The sequence below is a fragment of the uncultured Algibacter sp. genome, from assembly GCF_947495675.1.
Classification (GTDB): domain Bacteria; phylum Bacteroidota; class Bacteroidia; order Flavobacteriales; family Flavobacteriaceae; genus Algibacter_B.
The window spans coordinates 88,922-108,753 of sequence record NZ_CANLZX010000010.1; the positions used below are offsets into that span (position 1 = coordinate 88,922).

General features: G+C 32.6%; 23 protein-coding genes. 11 read left to right on the plus strand and 12 right to left on the minus strand.

Annotated elements, in window-relative coordinates:
* Positions 1 to 4: 4 nt before the first annotated feature.
* The 4 genes from Q0842_RS08660 to Q0842_RS08675 all read right to left on the minus strand — a co-directional run bounded on the left by Q0842_RS08660 (position 5) and on the right by Q0842_RS08675 (position 3,274).
* Complete coding sequence (locus Q0842_RS08660; RefSeq protein WP_298496922.1) at positions 5 to 307, minus strand: 2TM domain-containing protein; 303 nt, start codon at positions 305 to 307, stop codon at positions 5 to 7.
* Between the two features lie 12 nt (positions 308 to 319).
* Positions 320 to 1,666: a 2TM domain-containing protein gene (locus Q0842_RS08665; protein WP_298496923.1), complete on the minus strand. Its 1,347-nt coding sequence runs from the start codon at positions 1,664 to 1,666 to the stop codon at positions 320 to 322.
* 22 nt (positions 1,667 to 1,688) lie between these two features.
* Entirely contained in the window at positions 1,689 to 2,312 is a 624-nt protein-coding gene (locus tag Q0842_RS08670; RefSeq protein WP_298496926.1) for a hypothetical protein, read from the minus strand.
* A gap of 230 nt (positions 2,313 to 2,542) precedes the next feature.
* Positions 2,543 to 3,274, minus strand: coding sequence for an energy transducer TonB (locus Q0842_RS08675; protein ID WP_298496928.1), 732 nt, complete (start codon positions 3,272 to 3,274; stop codon positions 2,543 to 2,545).
* A 287-nt stretch (positions 3,275 to 3,561) separates the two neighbouring features.
* Between Q0842_RS08675 and Q0842_RS08680 the strand changes: the two genes are divergently transcribed.
* The 7 genes from Q0842_RS08680 to Q0842_RS08710 all read left to right on the plus strand — a co-directional run bounded on the left by Q0842_RS08680 (position 3,562) and on the right by Q0842_RS08710 (position 7,148).
* Positions 3,562 to 3,867: a metalloregulator ArsR/SmtB family transcription factor gene (locus tag Q0842_RS08680; RefSeq protein ID WP_298496931.1), complete on the plus strand. Its 306-nt coding sequence runs from the start codon at positions 3,562 to 3,564 to the stop codon at positions 3,865 to 3,867.
* A 50-nt stretch (positions 3,868 to 3,917) separates the two neighbouring features.
* Positions 3,918 to 4,154, plus strand: coding sequence for a thioredoxin family protein (locus Q0842_RS08685; RefSeq protein WP_298496934.1), 237 nt, complete (start codon positions 3,918 to 3,920; stop codon positions 4,152 to 4,154).
* Positions 4,155 to 4,164: 10 nt separating this feature from the next.
* Entirely contained in the window at positions 4,165 to 4,572 is a 408-nt protein-coding gene (locus tag Q0842_RS08690) for an OsmC family protein (RefSeq protein ID WP_298496937.1), read from the plus strand.
* Positions 4,565 to 5,542 (plus strand): permease, encoded by a 978-nt coding sequence (locus Q0842_RS08695; protein WP_298496939.1) that lies wholly within the window; start codon positions 4,565 to 4,567, stop codon positions 5,540 to 5,542. Before Q0842_RS08690 ends, Q0842_RS08695 begins: the two co-directional genes overlap by 8 nt.
* 19 nt (positions 5,543 to 5,561) lie before the next feature.
* Positions 5,562 to 5,999, plus strand: a complete 438-nt coding sequence (locus Q0842_RS08700) for a nitrophenyl compound nitroreductase subunit ArsF family protein (RefSeq protein ID WP_298496942.1) — start codon at positions 5,562 to 5,564, stop codon at positions 5,997 to 5,999.
* Positions 6,000 to 6,707 carry an aromatic aminobenezylarsenical efflux permease ArsG family transporter gene (locus Q0842_RS08705; protein ID WP_298496944.1) on the plus strand — a complete coding sequence of 236 codons (708 nt, stop codon included), beginning with the start codon at positions 6,000 to 6,002 and terminating at the stop codon, positions 6,705 to 6,707.
* A 123-nt stretch (positions 6,708 to 6,830) separates the two neighbouring features.
* Positions 6,831 to 7,148, plus strand: a complete 318-nt coding sequence (locus Q0842_RS08710) for a hypothetical protein (protein WP_298496946.1) — start codon at positions 6,831 to 6,833, stop codon at positions 7,146 to 7,148.
* Positions 7,149 to 7,577: 429 nt separating this feature from the next.
* Here Q0842_RS08710 and Q0842_RS08715 read toward each other — a convergent pair whose 3' ends face one another.
* Positions 7,578 to 9,731 (minus strand): TonB-dependent receptor, encoded by a 2,154-nt coding sequence (locus Q0842_RS08715; RefSeq protein ID WP_298496949.1) that lies wholly within the window; start codon positions 9,729 to 9,731, stop codon positions 7,578 to 7,580.
* A 218-nt stretch (positions 9,732 to 9,949) separates the two neighbouring features.
* On the opposite strand from Q0842_RS08715, the gene Q0842_RS08720 reads away from it, so the two are divergent.
* Positions 9,950 to 10,444 (plus strand): RNA polymerase sigma factor, encoded by a 495-nt coding sequence (locus Q0842_RS08720; protein ID WP_298496951.1) that lies wholly within the window; start codon positions 9,950 to 9,952, stop codon positions 10,442 to 10,444.
* A 4-nt stretch (positions 10,445 to 10,448) separates the two neighbouring features.
* Entirely contained in the window at positions 10,449 to 11,090 is a 642-nt protein-coding gene (locus tag Q0842_RS08725) for a hypothetical protein (RefSeq protein WP_298496953.1), read from the plus strand.
* A gap of 286 nt (positions 11,091 to 11,376) precedes the next feature.
* On the opposite strand, the gene Q0842_RS08730 is transcribed toward Q0842_RS08725, so the two are convergent.
* From Q0842_RS08730 to Q0842_RS08745, 4 genes are all read right to left on the minus strand, one after another.
* Complete coding sequence (locus tag Q0842_RS08730) at positions 11,377 to 11,706, minus strand: HNH endonuclease (RefSeq protein WP_298496956.1); 330 nt, start codon at positions 11,704 to 11,706, stop codon at positions 11,377 to 11,379.
* A gap of 7 nt (positions 11,707 to 11,713) precedes the next feature.
* The gene (locus Q0842_RS08735) at positions 11,714 to 12,610 is read right to left on the minus strand and encodes a restriction endonuclease (RefSeq protein WP_298496959.1); all 897 of its coding nucleotides are present in this window, start codon (positions 12,608 to 12,610) and stop codon (positions 11,714 to 11,716) included.
* Between the two features lie 122 nt (positions 12,611 to 12,732).
* A complete protein-coding gene (locus Q0842_RS08740; RefSeq protein WP_298496963.1) occupies positions 12,733 to 13,332 on the minus strand; it encodes a pseudouridine synthase in 600 nt (199 codons plus the stop codon).
* Entirely contained in the window at positions 13,319 to 15,610 is a 2,292-nt protein-coding gene (locus Q0842_RS08745) for a type IA DNA topoisomerase (RefSeq protein WP_298496965.1), read from the minus strand. The genes Q0842_RS08740 and Q0842_RS08745 overlap by 14 nt, the downstream gene beginning before the upstream one ends.
* Before the next feature lie 199 nt (positions 15,611 to 15,809).
* Between Q0842_RS08745 and Q0842_RS08750 the strand changes: the two genes are divergently transcribed.
* Positions 15,810 to 16,952, plus strand: coding sequence for a fibrinogen-like YCDxxxxGGGW domain-containing protein (locus Q0842_RS08750; protein WP_298496968.1), 1,143 nt, complete (start codon positions 15,810 to 15,812; stop codon positions 16,950 to 16,952).
* A gap of 13 nt (positions 16,953 to 16,965) precedes the next feature.
* Here the strand turns inward: Q0842_RS08750 and Q0842_RS08755 are convergent, their stop codons facing one another.
* Both Q0842_RS08755 and Q0842_RS08760 read right to left on the minus strand, forming a co-directional pair.
* Positions 16,966 to 17,772: a 1-acyl-sn-glycerol-3-phosphate acyltransferase gene (locus Q0842_RS08755; RefSeq protein ID WP_298496971.1), complete on the minus strand. Its 807-nt coding sequence runs from the start codon at positions 17,770 to 17,772 to the stop codon at positions 16,966 to 16,968.
* Positions 17,773 to 17,814: 42 nt separating this feature from the next.
* Positions 17,815 to 18,453 (minus strand): CoA pyrophosphatase, encoded by a 639-nt coding sequence (locus tag Q0842_RS08760; protein ID WP_298496974.1) that lies wholly within the window; start codon positions 18,451 to 18,453, stop codon positions 17,815 to 17,817.
* 5 nt (positions 18,454 to 18,458) lie between these two features.
* On the opposite strand from Q0842_RS08760, the gene Q0842_RS08765 reads away from it, so the two are divergent.
* A complete protein-coding gene (locus Q0842_RS08765) occupies positions 18,459 to 19,163 on the plus strand; it encodes a peptidylprolyl isomerase (protein ID WP_298496977.1) in 705 nt (234 codons plus the stop codon).
* Positions 19,164 to 19,210: 47 nt separating this feature from the next.
* On the opposite strand, the gene Q0842_RS08770 is transcribed toward Q0842_RS08765, so the two are convergent.
* Positions 19,211 to 19,822 (minus strand): trimeric intracellular cation channel family protein, encoded by a 612-nt coding sequence (locus Q0842_RS08770; RefSeq protein WP_298496978.1) that lies wholly within the window; start codon positions 19,820 to 19,822, stop codon positions 19,211 to 19,213.
* Between the last annotated feature and the right edge of the window lie 10 nt (positions 19,823 to 19,832).

Genomic DNA, 19,832 nt, shown 5'->3' on the forward strand with positions numbered 1-19,832 from the left:
TATTTTAATCCCACTTGTTCTGTTCTTTATTCATTAATTCTTCTATTTTGCGAGCTTCCCAATTACTACTATACGTGCCTTTGTGTATAAATATGCAAAACGCATGAATGGCAACGCCAATACCCCAGCCAATTAATGGATACCAAAACCATTTATAATCCCAATACGTTCGATAATTAATAAAAATAATAAACGGGATAAATAAGCAATATGAAAGTAAATGTTGGTAAAAATCTTTTATATTTTGAACACGTTTGCGTGCTCTTGCATATTTTTTGTCTGTTTTTAAATCTGATAATCTTTCCATAATTTCTAAATTTTATTTCCAGTTATTTTCATCATTATTCATAAACTCTTCCATTTTACGCTTTTCCCAGTTTCTACCAAAAGCACCGTCGTTTACAAACACTCTAAATGCCTGAATGATTAAACCTATACCCCAGCCAAACATAGGGAACCAAAACCATTGAAAGTCCCAAGAGGTTGAGTAATTAATGAAAATTAAAAACGGAATGACTAGGCAATAAGACATTAGACTGTAATAAAAGCCTTTTAGTTCGTCTACATGGTTTAATGCACGCATGTAACTATCGTCTAATTTTGATGTTGATGATGACTGTTCTGTTCTCATGACTGATATTTTTTTAGTTAGCATAGGTATTGCGACTGCAAAACGGTTTGCTTCTTTATATATATTTACTTTTTTGTTGGTTAACAACCCATATCGTTGCATGATATTGCTTAAACCAACACCGCTACTTTTTTTTACAATTTGTTTAGGTTGCAAATTGTTTTCTACTACTAAATCGCCGTTGCTTTCATAAATCCTGATATTTAAAGGCTTGTTTGATGTAACCATATTATGCTTTACAGCGTTTTCAAGTAGTAATTGCAATGATAGTGGCACCACCTTACTTTCTGGATTTGACGCCTTTTCGGGCATGGTAAAAACAATACTATCTTCAAATCGCATTTTAAGCAAAGACATGTACGTTTTTGCAAATTTCAACTCCTCATCAACAGTAACCAACTCTTTACTTTTTTGCTCTAAAACATAACGGTATACTTTAGATAATGATGTTGTAAACTTTTGTGCATTAACGGGGTTCTCCTCTATTAAACTAGTTAACACATTTAAACTATTGAATAAAAAATGCGGATCTAATTGATTTTTTAAAGCATTGAATTTAGCACTTGCCGTACCTGCAATAACCTTTTGTTCTTTAATTTTATTTTGTTGAAATCTATTATAAAAATAGATAACATGAAAAGTGACCACAATAGTTAAGGTAACCCATAAACCAAATTGATAGTTACTAAGTTTTTCGTTTGAAAGAAATTCTGCAAATGTTAAATCACTTAAAACCATATAGGTTATAGATCTTAAGATAAAAAGTCCAATTAAAGTGATAATAATTGCACCAATAATTCCAATAACAACACGTTTAATGGTATCCTTCTTTTTCCAATTTCGGCGTTCCATAAAATCGAAAAAATACATATTGGAATAACCTAGCACGAAAGAATACAATTGATAAAAGCCAAAATCGACTAAAAACTCGTTAACATTTTTAAAATCAAAACCGTCAGATAATAGATTGCCAATTACAAAAATGATACAGCCTATTATAAAGGTAAGGAAGATATTTTTAGTCGATTTTGTCATGATTTTATATCCTTTTAATTTTTTACTTTCCGCAAGATTCTAATAACATTTTTGCTCGATCTGCTCCCCAATTAGGGTGAAATGGTGTTTCAGGTTTAAAGTTAGCAAAAAGTTCTGTGGCATGTTCAAGTTCTTTACAAAATGGTGTTGTGTCTTGTCCAAAATATTTAGCGCCTCCTATTCCCCACTCGGCTTTACAATAAACTACTCTTGGGTTTTCTGGTGCAATCATATGAGCTTTCGTATAAAGCTCTATCACTTTACCAGAAAGCGTCATGCCATACGTAGCACCATCAAAGGCCACCCACGCTGTGTGCAATAAAGCTTGCAAAACCATAATTTCTGGGTTTTCTTTTGAAATGGCTGTGGCATCATTTAATAAATCTTGTGCTTTTTTTAATTTGGCAGATAACACCTCTTCATCTTGCTCTCCAAAACAATAAATAATATTAACTTGAGCTGCATAGTAAGGTGGCAACCAATTATCTGGTTCTGCTTTGGCTATACGCTCAAATAAATTTGATGCTTCTGTTGGTTGATTCTCACTCCATAGATCAAAAGCTTTTTGCATGCCTTTTTCGTAATTTGTTTGGCCAATTACAAACCCTGAGATTAATAGTGTTGCGATAATAATTAATTGTTTCATGTTCGTTTGTTTTAAATGATGAAACAAATATCTAACACAATTAAAGTTTTTTAAAAACCAACTTACCGAACTGTAATTTTTTGTTACTGAAATGTTGATTTTAATTTTAAACTTAAAAAAATCAGGATTATAAACTATTAGTAAATCTAAAAACCTTAAATACAAAAGGCAGTCTAAATATTTTCAGACTGCCTTTCCACACATTGAAATAAAAAACCTATTACGACCTATTAACCATCTTGGTATTTAAAGAAAATAGGTACTGCATAAGCTACTTTTACTGGCTTACCACGTTGTTTACCTGGTTTCATTTGTGGTAATTTACCAATTATACGTTCTGCTTCATTTTGTAAAATTCTATCTGGTCCTCTAGATCGTATTCCTGTTATATGCCCGTTTTTGTCAATTACAAAAACTACAGACACACGTCCTTGAATTCCAAGATCTAAAGCTGTTTGGGGGTAATTAAAGTTACTAGCAACATGAGCTTGCACCTTTTTTTGAAAACAATCTTTTGTAGCTTGTTTGGATAAGCCTTCGCATCCAGGAAATACCGGTACATCTTCAATAACTGCAAAAGCAACTTGAACATCTTCATCTATTTCTTCTACTTCTACCTCAGCAACATCAACAATACGTTCTTCAATAGCATCGTCTTGACCTATTTCTGTACTTTCTATGACGGTTTCTTCAATCTCTTCGGTATCCTCTACAATTTCAATAGATTCTTGTACTGCAGCTGGTGGCGGTGGTGGTGGCGGTGGCGTATTTGCGTTAACAATAGGAATTTCTTCTTCAAATTCACTTTCCATCTCAACAAGATCAATAGTTACATTGTCTTTCTCAAAAGTCTTATACTCTAAAGCTTGCCAAGATAAAAACAACATTACATTAAGTCCAATAGCAAAATAAATGCTGCTATTTCTTCCTATTTCCAGTTTTGGATTTTTTTTAGCTTCCATGACATTTAATTTTAACTGATGACAAAATCATCTTATTACTAATAGAATAAAATTATCAAATTAATAGAAAAACAACTATGATATTTATCATATCTCAAAATAAACCCATTATTCTATTAATACCTTATTTAAGTGACATTCAATTTGTTATATTCAATATGCTTATTTGATGAAAAAAAATATTATAAATGTTACTTTAGAACCCAAAACCAATCGTATATTTGCGATAAAAAATAAGTGATTTTATTTTACAAATCCGTTTCAACACAAAAAAATAGCATTAACACTTGAAAAGAAGTTTAGAACATATAGAATATAAAGAAGACACCGAAGCTTTAGCCAAATTCGCCAAAGCTTTAAGCCATCCAACACGTATTGCTATTTTAAAACATCTTGAAAATCAATCATGTTGTTTTACTGGCGATTTAGTAGATGTTTTTCCTTTGGCTCAATCTACAGTTTCGCAGCACCTTAAAGAATTGAAAAATGCTGGTTTAATTCAAGGCGAATTAAAACCACCAAAAATAAAATACTGTATTAATCAAGAAAACTGGAATATTGCAAAATCTTTATTTCAACAATTTTTTGATTGATATTTTTTTAATAAACATATCGTCTATTGGCGATAAACAAAACTAATATTATGAGTAAAACAATTAAAATTTTAGGTACAGGATGCCCTAAATGTCAAACTATGACAAGTTTAGTAAAAGATGTTGTTACAGAAAACAATATTGATGCAACCATTGAGAAGGTTGAAGATATTATGGAAATTATGAAATTTAATGTTATGACAACGCCAGCTTTAGTAATAGATGATGTTATTACTATAAAAGGTAGAATTCCGTCAAAAGACGAGGTGTTGAAACTTTTAAATTAATTTATATGTTATGAATTATCATATTAAAGCATCCTCAATTTCGAATAAAGATGCTATAGTTCATATAAAAGAATCGAATATAGATTTTGGTACAACGTCTAAAACTACAGAGGTATTGCCAAATCCTGCAGAACTTTTCTTAGGTTCATTTTCTGCGTGTATGCTAAAGAATGTTGAACGTTTTTCGACTATGATGGCATTTACTTATACAAAGGCCATAGTGGAAGTTAATGCAACACGACTTGAGAGCCCACCAAGGATGGATAACATTAATTACAATTTAACAATTTATAGTAACGACAAAAAGCTTAACCCTGTTTTATTAAAAAAGAACATTGAAAAATTTGGCACTATCTACAATACAGTAAAGTTAGCTTGCACCATAACTGGAACAATAAACATCATAGAAAATGTTTAATTGGATACAACATATTGCAGATTGGCTGGTCTATGATGTTTTTAATTTAAACAAAGACGCGCATTTAGCAGAAGCGCTAAACTTCTTTATTTATGACACCACAAAAATTTTAATCCTTCTTTTTGTTGTCATCTTTTTTATGGGAATAGTTAATAGTTACTTTCCTATTGACAAGGTTAAAAACTATTTATCAAGAAATAAATTATACGGGCTGGAATACCTCACAGCAAGTCTTTTTGGCGTAGTAACGCCATTTTGCTCCTGCTCTTCTGTGCCTTTGTTTATAGGTTTTGTAAGAGGCGGCATTCCTTTAGGAGTCACCTTTGCATTTTTAATTACCTCACCTTTGGTAAATGAGGTTGCCATAGGGCTTTTTGTGGGGCTGTTTGGTATTAAAACAACCATTATTTATGTGATTAGTGGTGTTTTACTAGGTACTATTTCGGGTGTTATACTTCAAAAATTAAAACTAGAACGTTTTTTAACGCCTTGGGTAAAAGAAGTTCTGGCTAATGCTCAAAAAGATCAAGATTTATTTATAGCAGAAAAACAAACCTTAAAACAAAGACTGCCTATTATTTGGGAAGAAGTTCTAAAAATACTTAAAGGTATTGTGCCTTATGTTTTGGTTGGTATTGCTATTGGCGGTTTAATGCATGGTTATATACCAGAAGGCTTTTTTGAAAAATATATGGATAAAGACAATCTTTTTGCTGTCCCAATTGCTACTATTTTGGCTGTGCCCATGTACTCGAACGCTTCAGGAATATTACCTGTAGTTCAAGTATTAGTAGCAAAAGGCATTCCTTTAGGTACTGCAATTGCTTTTATGATGGGCGTTGTAGGCTTGTCTTTACCAGAAGCCATGCTTTTAAAAAAAGTAATGACTATAAAACTAATTTCAATCTTTTTTAGCGTTGTTACGCTATGCATCATCATATCAGGGTATGTATTCAATATATTATTATAAACATAAATCAATAAAAAAAATGAAATCTATCAAATTTTTAGCCATTCTAACAATCAGTTTATTGCTAATGGCCTGTAACGACCAGACAAAAAGTAAAGCGCAATCTTTAGATACAACCATTTCTAAAATTGAGGTTTTTGACTTCCACTCTACACATCGATGCATGACTTGTAATGCCATTGAAGCCAATACAAAATACACGCTAGATACTTATTTCTCTGATGAATTAAATGAAGAAAAAATCTCTTTTAAGGTTCTTAATGTAGATGACAAAGAAAATGAAAACATCGCTGAAAAATTTGAGGCTTCAGGAACTGCATTAATATTGAATGTGATAAAAAACGGAAAAGAAACCAAAATAGATTTAACCGAATTCGCCTTTATGGAAGGAAACGATCAAGAAGCCTTTTCAAAAGCATTAAAATCTAAAATAGAGGCGCAATTAAAAACACTCTAAATGGATTTTTTACAATCTTTATTAGAGCATAATAACATTCCTATTTTATCTGCATTTATTCTTGGATTAATGACAGCCATTAGCCCATGTCCTTTAGCTACTAATATAACTGCAACAGCATTTATTTCTAAAAACATTTCGAGTAAACAAAAAGTGTTTTTAAGCGGATTGATTTACTCTTTAGGAAGAGGTTTTAGCTATACAGCCATTGGTTTAATTTTATATTTTGGAGCAAGTAAATTTCATATTGCAAGATTTTTTAATCAGAATGGTGAAAAATTTTTAGGCCCGTTATTAATCATAATCGGGCTAATAATGCTAAACTTTATCAAACTCAATTTTTTAGGCAAGTCGAGTTTTCAAGAAAAACTATCGGAGAAATTTAAAGATAAAGGCTTGCTTGGTTCTTTTTTAATTGGTGTTGTTTTTGCGTTAGCATTTTGCCCTTATAGCGGAGCCTTATTTTTTGGTATACTAATCCCCATGACCATTACATCGGCAAACGGACTTTATTTACCAATAATTTTTGCCTTCGGAACCGGATTACCAGTCATTCTTTTCACCTATTTATTAGCGTTTACAGCAGGAAAAATAGGTGTGTTCTATAATAGAATTACGAAAATTGAAAAAGTAATGCGTATAGTGGCTGGTGTAGTTTTTATTATAACTGGTCTGTATTATGTTTCTATTTTTATTGGAATATTGTAGCCATATCTTGACTTTATAAAAATTTTCAGCTAACTTCGTTTACAGTCGGATATAAAACATTAAAACGATTTCATATTCGCGAAACATTAGCTGTAATTGACTACATAACAAACTCAAAATTCAATGACTGAAAATAAATTTCACGGAAAATTAGGGGAATTGATTGAAAGAGCAGAAAGTGGAAATACAGAAGATGTAGATTTTATAATAGGTCATTTAACTGATAAATCTAGTTTAGCTATGACTCGTTATGTTGACTATGCTCTAAGCTTAGTGAAAAATGAAATTGGAGTTTTACGTTTAGAATATTATTTATTTAACGGAACACCTATTCAACGGAATTATTGTTGCTTATTTTTTAACAGAAGATTAGATTATAACATTGTAGATCGAGCTTTCCGATTAGGTTTGATAGATGAAATTCAGGCATTTTCAAGATAAACTAACTTATTAAGAATTGATAATTTGAACCATTCCTTAATGGTAAAAAAGTTAATGATAAAATGTGAACTTTATTAACTGGATTTAACCAGACTGATTAATACTCTTAGGAATAGTTTTCTCTTAAGTTTATCCAATATACGACTTAGTAATGGTAATCTGAAAAAAAAATAAGCTAACACCGTATATAATTTATTGCTAGTTCTAGCCTACTTACGAAAATCCTCGCAGATTTTCAGCTTGTTGTGTACTTGCAAAGTTAAGTGCTAAAACACGCCACTAACCATACACAAAACCATTAAACAAACTTTCCCAAAAAAACCACTTTTTAGTTTAAAACCTAAGCTAGCAGATATGCTTGCGTTAGGCCTGACGAAGGAAGTGCGAGTACTTGTAACAAATAGCCCTACCCCTTTTTGGGGTAACACCCTACAAATTATCCAACTGGTTACTCTTTTTATCTTCGCTAATGGTCCAAAAGAAGCCTACAAAAAAGAATTGATCGGTGGCTGGCTGTAAAGCTCTTCTATTAAAATTACCATTAACATCGGGTGCATTAGCATATTGGTAGCCATTTATATTTTTAAAACCTAAAACATTATTAACAGATGCGTATAATATTTTTTGCGGGCTAATTAAATACGCCCAGTTTAAACTCAAGCTATTAAAAGCTTTAGTTTTGTCGTTTAAAAAACCAGCTTGATTAGGATTCGTATACGTTCTTCCTGAGGCAAACGAATAGCTCATACCTACTTGACTTCTCCATTTATCAATCCAATACTTCCCTACTACAGATACATTGTGTGTATTTGCAAAGTTAGGTTGGGCTTTAGTTAAGTAGTTTTGATAATCGCGCTCGGTATCCAGAAATGAATAGCTTAACCAATAATCAAAGTTTTTAATGGTTTTACCATCTCTCCAAAAGAAATCTACCCCTTTTGCAAAACCACTACCATTGCTGTTATAGTTACTATCAAAGTTTGTGAATTCTGTATCATACTTAACCAAATTATCATATTTTTTATAATACGCTTCAGCTCTAAATATTTTTCTATCAGCATTAAACTGATAGTTAAATATATAATGCGAGGTGTTTTCAGCTTTTAGGTCTTGATTAAACTTTAAAATATTACTAGATGGGTTTTGGTAAAAATTCCCATAGGCTAAAGACACTTGACTTTTCTCGGTAGTTTTATAAGCCAAAGATGCTCTTGGTGCTATTGTAAAGTCTTTAAACAATTCGCTGTACTCACCACGCAAACCTGTTTTAATTGCTAATTTTTTCGATATAAAAATATCTGCTTCAGCATACGCAGCGGCAATATTGTTATTATAACCGTAATTAACTTTACTAATCGTTTCATCATTATAAGTTTCATTATAATCGGTAGCAAAATATTCTGCCCCAAAATAGAGTTTTAAGCGGTTGCTAACTCTATTTTTAAACTTCACTTTAGTATGCAAGGAGTTTTCAGTATTATTAATATCACTTTCAATAATGTTTAAGCTGTTTTTAGCTCTTGTATAGCTAACACCTCCAAAAAGTGTCCAAGTATCGTTTAAAACACCTTGATAAGAGCCATTTAAATAAAAGTTATTATTGTTTAATTTAAAATAGGCGCCTTCTGGGGTATTGATGTCTTCTTGCGTTAACTCAAAACTAGTCGCATCAAAAGCACCATATAATTTAAATAAACCCGCATTGGTTTTCTTTCTAAAAACGGCTTCACCAGATGCTGTTTCAAAAGGTTTTATCCAATCATTTCTATTTTTAAAAATAGCATTATAAGGCGCTAAATTAATGTAAGATGCGTTTACACTTAAAGAACTTTTTTCCCATTTTTGTGTGTTACCAAGTGTGGCACCAACACTCATAATACCAATATCGGTTTTTTCTTGGTCTGGCTCATCAATAGTATTTAAAAGCAACACACTTGATAAGGCTTGCCCAAATTCTGCCGAATAACCACCTGTAGAAAAGGTAATCCCATCAAATAAAAATGGTGAGTATCGTCCTCTAGTTGGTGCATTATTGGTTGTTGGCGAATACGGTGTAAACACACGAATACCATCAATAAAAATTTGTGTTTCATTGGCATCACCACCACGTACAAACAACCTACCATCTTCTGCAACCGTAGTTGTTCCTGGCAAGGTTTGTAAAGCACCAACAAAATCGCCTAAAGCACTTGCAGTAGTTACAACATCTAGTGGTTTTAATGCATTTACTTTACTATTATCGCCTGCAGAAAATGTACCAGCAGACAGCACAACAGCATCTAAAGTATTTACATCTTCGCGAAGTTTAATGGTAACATCTTTCATGTAAGATACATCGCCAACCATAGTAAAAGGCTCATAAGACATAAAAGAAACAATTAAAGTTTGAGTACCAGTCTCTGTGGTTTTAAATAAAAACTCACCATGTTCTCCAGAAGTGCTTCCATCATAAGTGCCTTCTAAATAAATATTGGCACCTTCAATAGGTTCATTTTTCGTGTTAAAAACTTGACCGCTAATAATGGATTGAGCCGACAATTGAAAACTTATTAAAGCAACAATTATAATGGTAATTTTTTTCATGATTGATTAATTTTACTGTTCGTTTTGTGTTTGATGACATACCGAAATAAATTCAGCACGCAGCAAATTTGCAACACAAAAGCCATTACTAAAACTCTTAATTACCGAACTGTAAAATTTACATGATGAATTGAAATTATGTATTTTATAAATTTATTTTCATATCTATGTAACGTTTTAAAACATTAAGCTACTTACATAGTAACTAAACCACACCATTGAATAAAGAACTAGAACATAGTTTTGTAGAATTGCTAGAAAAGCATCAAAATATTGTGCACAAAGTTTGTCGTTTGTACACCAATAATTATGATGCTCATAATGATTTATTCCAAGAAATCACCATTCAACTCTGGAAAGCATATCCTAAATTTCGAGGCGATGCTAAATTCAGTACCTGGATGTATCGTGTTGGGCTAAATACTGCAATAACACTCTACCGTAAATCGAAACGTACCATAAATACACAAGATTATGCTGGTGTAGAGTTTAAAATAAAAGCAGAAGATTATGACGATACCGAAGAAGAACAATTAAAAGTATTATATAAAGCTGTACACCAACTAAACGATATTGAAAAAGCATTGGTTTTTCTTTATTTAGAAGACAAAGACTATAGAGAAATTAGTGAAACATTGGGAATAAGTGAAGTAAATGCCAGAGTGAAAATGAATAGAATTAAAAACAAACTTAGAACCATACTAAATCCGTAACATTATGGATGAATTAGAATTATTAAAAAAAGACTGGAATAAAGGAGACACCGCGTATCCTAAGCTTTCCTACGACGATATTTATAAGATGATTGTAAAAAAATCATCCTCAATAGTAAAATGGATTTTTATTATAAGCTTACTAGAATTTGCATTCTGGATAGGCCTATCATTCATTTTAAAAGGCACATCCTATTCCGATAAAATGGAAGAGCTTAATATCGACCATATACTCATTCCAATAACTATAATTAGCTACGGTATTTTAATTTATTTCTTTTACCTGTTTTATAAAAATTATAGAAGTATTTCTGTTACAGACAGCTCTAAAGCCTTAATGGAAAGTATTATAAAAACAAGAAAAACGGTAAAATACTACGTAATATTCAACTTAGCAACATTAGTAATTGGTGCAAGTATAGGTGCTTTTTACTCCTTTAATCATAATCCAGATTTCTCAAACAATTTAGAATTAGCAACAGCAAACGGCGAAGTATTTAAATTTTACGCAGTAATTATCATGGTAACCTTATTAATACTTGCCCTAGCCATTGGTGTACTATTACTATTTTACTGGCTTATTTACGGCATCCTATTAAAACGCTTAAACAGAAATTATAAAGAGTTAAAAAAGTTAGAAGTTTAAAATTTTTTGGGCGTTACCCGAAAAGGGTCGGGCTTTTACTACTCGCTTCCTCCTGCGTCGGCGAGCTCAAACATGCCGTTCAATCCCTAACGCACTTGCTTGCTAGCTTGGGTTTTTAAATTATTAGGTATTGGTTTTTGGAGAGGTTTGTTTAAAGGTTTTGACTATGGTTTCGTTACGGAATGGTACGCGAGTATCATTCCGTAACGAAACCATAAATTTAGCAAAAAGGCTCGAAATTCCAATTAGGAATTTCAGCCGTAATGAACTAAAGCGGTTGTTGGGCTTAGTTATTTTTTATTTTCGGTGGATTGGCAATAGCTTCTTTAACTACAGTTGCAATATTGTCAATTGTAATGTTCTTTCTTTTACAATATTCAGATTGTAGCCAATCTTCTATTAGTTTCGCTCCTTTACTCGCATTACACGAAATACAACACAGAGCGATATTGTCCTTTCCATTTATTCTTATATCATTTACTATATGTTCCCATGACGGTTTTGATTTTCTTGAGTCATTACTCTCAAAAAATTCCACTCCACAATAAACACAATTCTTATCTCGCTCCTTTACAAAGATTTCTACATCGATTGGAATTCCCCATTTATTTGCCATAGGTCAATTATTCTCCCTCAAAGAAATCGTTATCAATTTCTTTAACCTCATAAGTCGTCTTTACTTGAACACCAACATTGTATTGATGCATTAAGTCAACCAGTTTAGGTCCATCAATCAGTATAATTGAATGATGAGCTTCTCTCGCTTTCTTAATTGCAGAATCGTCAAAAGTTGATGTGGTAATGAAAACTCCTTTTGAAGTGTCTCCACTCATTGCTCCAATGAAATTCCTTATATCCTTTTCGCGTACTTTATTTTCATTGTACCTTTTTGCTTGAGTGTAAATCTTTTCAAGCCCGAGTTTGTCCTCGTTTATGATTCCATCAATTCCGCCATCTCCAGTTTTTGAAGTTTCAATAAAATCTCCATAACCCATTCTTTTGAGTAATATCAAAATTACTTTTTCAAAGAAGTAAGGGTCGAGTTCTTTAAGTTTATCGAGAAGCTCGGTTTTAACTTCTGTTTCAATTGTTTCAAATCCAGTATCGATTAGGTCTTGAGGTGATGCATTGTCAACATCAACAGTTTCCAATTCGGTTTTGTCCTCTTTTTTACTTTTAACTGAAGAGCGATGTTGGATAAAATCAGGGTCATTTTGTAAGTCCGACAAAAGTAATTTTCCACTTGCCAAAGCTTGTTTTCCTTTTTCTCCGATTTGCACCATTCCTCTTTTCGGATAGAATACAAACTTGCCCATTTTCAGATAGGACTTTCCCCAAAGTATTCGGTCAATCAAGGTATTGGCTCCAGTACTTGTTTTCTTATCTAAGAGTTCTTTTGGTAAGTCCGAATAATACTTGTCACGAACTCTTATTGCTAATTCTCGACTGCTTATTGATTCAATCGAGCTTAACGTTTCTAAAATCGGCATAAAAGTTTCGTGATATTTAGGTAATTCCATTTATTATTTTGGTTATTTTTTAATTAATGCCAATGCGATGATATAAACCCGTTTTAAAAACTTATATCAGACGCTAAACGAAGTTAGTTTATTTTTCTGACAAAGCCAAGCAATAAATGGTGTCAATCCATAAAAGTTTCAAACGCATCCACCTCAACAACATCACCAGCCTGCATCGTATTTACATGAATCGCTCCTACCCTAACCCTAACTAAGCGTAATGTAGGGAAACCCACTACTGCAGTCATTTTTCTTACCTGCCTAAACTTACCTTCTTTTAAAGTTATAGACACCCAACTTGTTGGCCCATGCCTATCGTCTCTAATCTTTTTTGCGCGTTGTGGTAAATTAGGGGGCGTTTCTAATTTAAAAGCTTTACAAGGCTTGGTTTTGTAAACGTCACCATCAACAGTTATGTCAACTCCCGTTTTTAATTGCTTAATAGCATCTGCAGTAACAACACCATCAACTTGTGCGTAATACTCTTTTTCAACTTTTTGGCTGTTTATAGTGGCACTCATTTTACCATTTGTAGTTAGTAAGAGTAAACCCTCGGATGCTTCATCTAACCTACCAATAGCCATAATCCCTTCTGGAAAATCATGTAAACTACCCAAAAACTTTTTAGATTGTTGTTTAGAATCGTTACTAGCAAACTGACTTAAATACCCATAAGGTTTAAAGATTAAAAAATGCCTATGTTTGGTTTTAGATACTTCCATTCAAAATACGATGCACGAGTTCTTTTGTTGGTGTTTGCCCATTCATTTTAGCTCTAACAGCATCAAACGTTACTTTAAAATCACAACCCGATTTATAAGCACTACAGCCATAAGCCGTTTTACCTTTTATAACCGTTCCTTTTTTACATTTAGGACACACCAATTCATCTGACTTTGGTTTTACAGCAGTTTTTTTAGGCTCTAATTTTAACTTGAAATTCTCATCAAAACGAAGTAAACCTTCTACGGTTCCAGAGCCTGTTTTAAAGCCTTTTAAATTAACTGTTGAGCCTTTTTGAAGCAATCTTATAAATTGTTTTTCAGATATTTTTTTACCATTAAAACTAAATGGCATAACAAAATTACAGCCCGATTTATACGCGCTACAGCCATAAGCCGATTTTCCTTTAATTATTTGCCCTTGTTTACATTTTGGGCAACTTTCAGCAGTAATGCCTGCACTCTTTTTAGCATCTACTTTTGCGGCACGTTTTTTTACAGTTGTCGCATACGATATGTTAGCACGCTTCGTTTCACTTCGTACTTCGTAAACCAAAGCATCAACCATGCGTTTCATGTTATTTATAAAGGCACCTGCACTAAATTCGCCTCTTTCAATATCTTTTAATTGCTTTTCCCAAGAGCCCGTTAATTCTGCCGATTTTAATAAATCATTTTTAATCGTATCAATTAATTGAATACCTGTTACTGTTGGTAATACTTGTTTCTTGTTACGCTTTATATATTTCCTTCTAAAAAGTGTTTCTATAATATTGGCCCGGGTTGATGGTCTTCCTATACCATTCTCTTTCATTAAATCTCGTAACTCTTCATCATCAACCTGCTTACCTGCAGTTTCCATAGCACGTAGCAAAGAGGCTTCTGTAAACTGATTTGGTGGTTTGGTCTCTTTTTCTAAAAAAGAAGGTTCATGTGGTCCTTTTTCGCCTTTTTCAAAAGTTGGTAAAATACCAGATTCTTTTTCTTTAGCATTTGGATTCTCAAATACTACGCGCCACCCTTTTTCTAAAATTTCTTTACCAGTAGTTTTAAAAACAACTTTTGCGGCATGCCCTAAAACGGTGGTGTTTGATACGGTACAATCATCATAAAAAACAGCAATAAATCGTTTTACAATAATATCGTAAACTTGTTGCTGGTTATATTGCAAATTGGTTTGCATGCCGGTTGGAATTATAGCATGGTGATCGGTTACCTTTTTATCATTAAATACTTTAGTAGACTTCTTTATTTTTTTTCCTAAAAGTGGCTGTGTTAATGTTGAATAGTTAGTTAGCTTCTGGAGTATTCCAGATACTTTTGGATACACATCATTTGGTAAAAATGTAGTATCAACTCTAGGGTAAGTTACAACCTTACGCTCGTATAATGCTTGTACTATTTTTAAGGTTTCATCTGCAGAAAAGCCAAACTTAGTATTACAATATACCTGCAAACCTGTTAAATCGAACAGTTTTGGCGCATATTCTTTTCCTTTCTTTTTGGTAATAGATTGTATTTCAAAATCACTCTCCTTTACTTTACTAGCAAGTGCTTCGCCATCTTCCTTTTTAAGAAACCGACCATCTTCGTAGCTAAATAACGTCTCTCTGTAAAGCGTTTGTAATTCCCAATACGGTTGTGGTTTAAAGTTTTCAATGTCTTTAAAACGGTTAACAACCATGGCTAATGTTGGTGTTTGCACACGACCTACAGATAACACTTGTTTGTAACCACCATGTTTTACTGTATATAATCTGGTTGCATTTATACCTAATAACCAATCGCCAATAGATCTAGAAAAGCCAGCATAATACAAATTATCGTAATCTTTGGCTGGTTTTAAGTTTTCAAAACCTTCTTTTATAGCTTCTGTGGTTAATGATGAAATCCATAATCGTTTTACTTCGCCTTTGTAATTAGCCTCATTCATTACCCATCGCTGAATAAGTTCTCCTTCTTGCCCGGCATCCCCACAGTTTATTACAAGATCGGCTTTATCAAATAAACTTTTTACAATATTAAATTGCTTTTTTATACCAGAATTAGAAGATACTTTAACTTCAAATTTTTCTGGAAGCATTGGTAAATTATTTAAATCCCAACTTTTCCAATAGGGTTTATAATCTACAGGTTCTTTTAGTGTACACAAATGCCCAAAAGTATATGTTACCGCATAACCATTACCTTCAAAATAGCCATCACGTTTAGTATTTGCTCCTAATACAGCAGCAATTTCTCGGGCAACACTTGGTTTTTCGGCTATACAGACTTTCATATATCTATCTTAAAACAGAGATGCAAAATATAACTTTTGATACCGATTTTAAAAGAGAATTGTTAGGAGTTATTAACCAAAAATTAATACTGGAATATTCTTACTCTGCAAAATAATAATTAATTGTATCATTTTTATTACACTATAAATTAATATATTTACACAGTTAATTGCTATTTTATTTACTCCCTCCCTAAATATGAAAAGAAATCTACTTATTATAGTATTGCTATGTATTAGCTTTACACATAGTTTTTCGCAAGTTGGTATAGGTACAACAAACCCAGACCCATCGTCTATTTTAGATGTTCAATCCACCACCCAAGGTTTTTTACCTCCAAGATTGACTACTACGCAAATTAATGCTATTACAAGTCCGGCTGAAGGTTTGTTTGTTTATAATTTAGATGATAACTGCTTTAAGTTTTATAATGGAACTTCGTGGTCTGGTTGCTTAGCAGAAATAGCTACTAATTCTTTAGATTGCAGTTCTGTAACAGCAAATGGCACATACGCTATTGGCAACACTTTAAACGGCAGTAATACAATAACTCTAGATGTTCTTGTTAATGTAATAGAAACTTATACCATTAGTACAAATACGGTAAATGGCTATAGTTTTTCTGGTACTGGAGCATTTAGTTCAATTGGGTTAAACACCATAACTCTTGCAGGGTCTGGCACACCAATTGCCGCTCAAACCGATACTTTTACTATTACTTTTGATGGAAAAAGTGACACCTGTAATACAGATATAACTGTTACAACAACATTACCAAATTGTTTAGCATACTTAAATGCTGGATTCACTACAGATGGTGTATATACCATTGACCCTGATGGGGCAGGCCCAAACCCTGCTTACGACTGTTATTGCGACATGACTAATGATGGTGGCGGCTGGACACTTGTATTTAACCATAATACAGCTGGTGGATTTTGGGCTAACAATGCAGAAGCAAACGAATTTAATGTTGCAACACCTAATATTACTACAAATAAGTATTCTATTTTAAGCAAAATAGATGAATTAAAAAGTAATGCACCTTATGAATTTAGATTGCACTACCCTACGTTAGGTGTAACAAACCATTGGAGCCAAACTTTTGACCCTAAAAGTGGAGCCTCTGCAACAAGACCAGTAGCTGGCTATGTTGCAATTAACATTGATTCGACTAGTAATTTTTGGGGTGGCTTAGAGTTATCGTTAACAAATACTTACTTAGACGGCTCTGTAAACAGTACTAATTGGTGGTATTCAATTGGTAGTGTTAATCCTTATGGTGGTGGAATGCCAGGACCAGGATCGGTAGTAAATGTGGTTCAGCTTTTTATTAGATAAGTTGTTAATTTATCTAATCTATTTTCCACTTTCGTAACTTATCTAGTTCTTCTTGCGCTTTTAAATCGGCTTTAGAGATAACCTTTAAAAACGACGAATGTTGCTCGATAGCAAACTCTATTCTTTTTACAATATCATCAGTAGTTTCGTTATCATAATCAATATCCAATGGTGCTTTAATTTCCATTGACTGAAGAATATTTTTTTTCTTAATACGTAATCCTTTTTTATCGAAAGAACGACGAAAACCATCAATAACAATAGGCACAACAATAGGTTTATAACGCTTAATTATGTGTGCTGTTCCTTTTCTAATTGGTTTAAATGGTGTAGTTGTTCCTTGCGGAAAAGTAATTACCCAACCATCATCTAAGGCTTTACCTATATTAGATATATCACTCATTTTAACCTGCCTGTTTACGTCCTGCCCTTGAGATCGCCATGTGCGCTCAATACTAATAGACCCCATATAAGCTAAAATTTTTGGCAATAAGCCCGCTTTCATGGTTTCTTTAGCTGCTACGTAATAAATATTTAATTTCGGATTCCAGATATAACCTATATTTTTAATTGAATCTGTACGACCACTTAAACTAGCATTAAAAACATGAAACATGGCAACTACATCTGCAAAATATGTTTGATGGTTTGATATAAACAAAACGTTTGTATCTGGTAAATCTTTAATGATTTCAGACCCTTCTATTTGTAGCTCATTAAAACCTCTAAATCGCCTATGTGTTAAGGCTCCAAAGATTCTTATAAGCCATTTTTTTAAAAAAAGTATATGGCCAAATGGATTTTTTTTAAATAATCCCATAAATCACGAGTCAATATTGGTTAGGTTACAAATGTAGTAAAACTAGAGTTGTTTTAACAAGTCTTTAATTTCACTAAGCATCATTGCAGTTGCTCCCCATACAACATAGTTATTTAATTTAAACGCAGGTACTTCTACCTCAACACTATATGAGGTTTTTACACTTTTAGTAATTAAAGACTGATTATCTAAAAAATGTTCTAAATCTACTTCAATAAGCGCCTCAACCTCCTCATCCTGCTTAACAAATTGGGGTGTATTTTGAGTAACTCCTATAAATGGCTGTACATAGAAATTACTTGGAGGAATATATACTTGAGATATTTTCTTAACGATTTGAATGGTATTTACGGGCACTCCTACTTCTTCAAAAGTTTCTCTTAATGCGGTATCTTGCAAAGTTTCATCTTGATCTTCAAATTTACCTCCTGGAAAAGCTACTTGAGCCGAATGCACACCTTTATAAGTGTTTCTTAGAATTAAAATAATCTTTGTCTCTTCTTTTTTATCCGGATAGAACAAGGCTAAAACCCCAGCGTGTTTTGCTTTTTTTATAGCTTTTTGCTGCTTTTTTAATAACTCATGACGATACGGCGGCACCATTTTAAAGTGAGATGTCTCGGCTGGTAGCTGTATATTTTCTATTTTTGAAATTGATTTTAAAAATTCTTCAAACTTCATAGTCTATGCGCGTCGTATTGTTTTTCTGTTTTTTTATTTTACTTCTATCTTGTGAAGATAAAAAAACTACAACTAAAAACACAACTAAAACTAAAGTTGAAAAACCTATTAAAAAAGACTTAGAAAAAGATACCATACAAGAGCCTGAACGCGAATTCCCTAAGCTAAATTCGAAAAGTGCCATGGAGTTTTTCTTAGAATACGATAAGCACCATAAAGAAAATAAAGTTCGTATCACTACAGATTTTGGCGAGATTGATATTTTACTTTATAACGAAACTAAGTTTCATCGTTCTAATTTTATTTGGTTAACAAAACAAGGTTATTTTAACGATACACAATTTTATCGCGTTATTGATAATTTTATGATACAGGCAGGAAATAGTGATGATGTTAAAACCGCTAGAAAACGCTCTTATATTGGCAAATACCTATTACCACCTGACACTAAACGTGGTTTTAAACATGATCGTGGTGTTATTTCTATGCCAAGTAGTGAAATTAGAAATCCGCATAAACTAGCTTCGCCATTTGAATTTTTTATTGTTTGCCAAAAAGGTGGCGCTCACTTTTTAGATGGTGATTACACAATTTTTGGACATGTAACAAGAGGCATGAGTGTTGTTGATAAAATAGCTGCTGTAGAAACCGATGATGGCGACTGGCCAGATAAGAACATTTACATACGAAATGTTGAGATTATAGATTAAAACATTACTAATGATTATTAGCTAGAGCTATATTATTTAAGCTCAAACTACATTTTAGTTTCTGAATATACTGTAGGTAATGCAATTTTAAACTTTACAGCAATTAACCTAACAACGATAACCACAATTCCTGCAATTATAAAAACATAGTTATCTACTATAGGAAACTCACGTAAAACAAAATAGGTTACACCACCTAAAATACAGGCTGTAGCATAAATTTCTTTTCTAAATATAACGGGGATTTCATTACATAAAATATCTCGAATAACACCTCCAAAACTAGCTGTCATAGTTCCTAATGCTATACAAATTATAGGATGTAATTCTGCATTTAATCCTTTTTCTATACCAACTAATGTATACAAACCAATTCCAATGGTATCGAATAAAAACAACGAGGTTCTTAGGTAATTAATTTTACTTCTAAACAGTATAGCGAATACTGCAGATCCTAAAACAACATAAGTATACGTGATATCTTTCATCCAACTTACAGGAGTATTTCCTATTAGCAAATCTCGTAACGTACCACCACCAACAGCTGTTACAAAAGCTATAATAAGAATACCAAACAAATCCATCTTTTTGTTTATTGCTACTAATACGCCAGAAATAGCAAATGCGATAGTTCCTAATATATCTATGGTATAAAACATTTTTTTTATA

Coding starts and splice junctions, on each gene's coding strand:
- Q0842_RS08660 (WP_298496922.1), bottom strand. CDS start 307: ATGGAAAGATTATCAGATTTAAAAACAGACAAAAAATATGCAAGAGCA.
- Q0842_RS08665 (WP_298496923.1), bottom strand. CDS start 1,666: ATGACAAAATCGACTAAAAATATCTTCCTTACCTTTATAATAGGCTGT.
- Q0842_RS08670 (WP_298496926.1), bottom strand. CDS start 2,312: ATGAAACAATTAATTATTATCGCAACACTATTAATCTCAGGGTTTGTA.
- Q0842_RS08675 (WP_298496928.1), bottom strand. CDS start 3,274: ATGGAAGCTAAAAAAAATCCAAAACTGGAAATAGGAAGAAATAGCAGC.
- Q0842_RS08685 (WP_298496934.1), top strand. CDS start 3,918: ATGAGTAAAACAATTAAAATTTTAGGTACAGGATGCCCTAAATGTCAA.
- Q0842_RS08690 (WP_298496937.1), top strand. CDS start 4,165: ATGAATTATCATATTAAAGCATCCTCAATTTCGAATAAAGATGCTATA.
- Q0842_RS08695 (WP_298496939.1), top strand. CDS start 4,565: ATGTTTAATTGGATACAACATATTGCAGATTGGCTGGTCTATGATGTT.
- Q0842_RS08700 (WP_298496942.1), top strand. CDS start 5,562: ATGAAATCTATCAAATTTTTAGCCATTCTAACAATCAGTTTATTGCTA.
- Q0842_RS08705 (WP_298496944.1), top strand. CDS start 6,000: ATGGATTTTTTACAATCTTTATTAGAGCATAATAACATTCCTATTTTA.
- Q0842_RS08710 (WP_298496946.1), top strand. CDS start 6,831: ATGACTGAAAATAAATTTCACGGAAAATTAGGGGAATTGATTGAAAGA.
- Q0842_RS08715 (WP_298496949.1), bottom strand. CDS start 9,731: ATGAAAAAAATTACCATTATAATTGTTGCTTTAATAAGTTTTCAATTG.
- Q0842_RS08725 (WP_298496953.1), top strand. CDS start 10,449: ATGGATGAATTAGAATTATTAAAAAAAGACTGGAATAAAGGAGACACC.
- Q0842_RS08730 (WP_298496956.1), bottom strand. CDS start 11,706: ATGGCAAATAAATGGGGAATTCCAATCGATGTAGAAATCTTTGTAAAG.
- Q0842_RS08735 (WP_298496959.1), bottom strand. CDS start 12,610: ATGGAATTACCTAAATATCACGAAACTTTTATGCCGATTTTAGAAACG.
- Q0842_RS08740 (WP_298496963.1), bottom strand. CDS start 13,332: ATGGAAGTATCTAAAACCAAACATAGGCATTTTTTAATCTTTAAACCT.
- Q0842_RS08745 (WP_298496965.1), bottom strand. CDS start 15,610: ATGAAAGTCTGTATAGCCGAAAAACCAAGTGTTGCCCGAGAAATTGCT.
- Q0842_RS08750 (WP_298496968.1), top strand. CDS start 15,810: ATGAAAAGAAATCTACTTATTATAGTATTGCTATGTATTAGCTTTACA.
- Q0842_RS08755 (WP_298496971.1), bottom strand. CDS start 17,772: ATGGGATTATTTAAAAAAAATCCATTTGGCCATATACTTTTTTTAAAA.
- Q0842_RS08760 (WP_298496974.1), bottom strand. CDS start 18,453: ATGAAGTTTGAAGAATTTTTAAAATCAATTTCAAAAATAGAAAATATA.
- Q0842_RS08765 (WP_298496977.1), top strand. CDS start 18,459: ATGCGCGTCGTATTGTTTTTCTGTTTTTTTATTTTACTTCTATCTTGT.
- Q0842_RS08770 (WP_298496978.1), bottom strand. CDS start 19,822: ATGTTTTATACCATAGATATATTAGGAACTATCGCATTTGCTATTTCT.